Consider the following 458-nt stretch of genomic DNA (forward strand, 5'->3'; position numbering starts at 1 on the left):
ATTATCCGGTGGTGCTGGAAGTGATACCTTGTATGGTGGCGCAGGAAAAGATCAATTTGTCTTAGAGAACTTTGATAGTTCTACTATTGCCCAACAGCAAGATATTGTCATTGATTTTAAGAAGGGAGAAGACCAAATTGATCTTAGAACTCTTGGCATCAGTGACTTCAATACTCTGTTACTGCTGACAAGGGATGATGTGGATGGTAAAGCCATCATTAGCACAAAATATCGTGTGTTTGATGGTGATTATTATTATCGACTAAAAATCAATGGCATTAGCAAAAGTCAATTACAAGCGAGTGATTTCATTTTCAACAGTGCAGTTGTAAATAGCAACATCACAGGCAGTCCTTTCAATGATGATTTGTTTGGTGGTTTAGGTAACGATAGCCTCTTTGGTGCTGGTGGTAATGACAGTTTGTTTGGGGAACAAGGAGATGATAGATTATCCGGTG

Annotated in this window: 1 protein-coding gene; it reads left to right on the forward strand. The window is 38.9% G+C overall.

What is annotated here, in order from left to right:
• A partial coding sequence (locus ABF638_RS38290) for a M10 family metallopeptidase C-terminal domain-containing protein (protein WP_435027938.1) occupies positions 1-458 on the forward strand: 458 nt, incomplete at both ends.

Source organism: Nostoc sp. CALU 1950 (assembly GCF_051172895.1).
In the GTDB taxonomy this organism is placed as follows: Bacteria; Cyanobacteriota; Cyanobacteriia; order Cyanobacteriales; family Nostocaceae; genus Nostoc; species Nostoc edaphicum_A.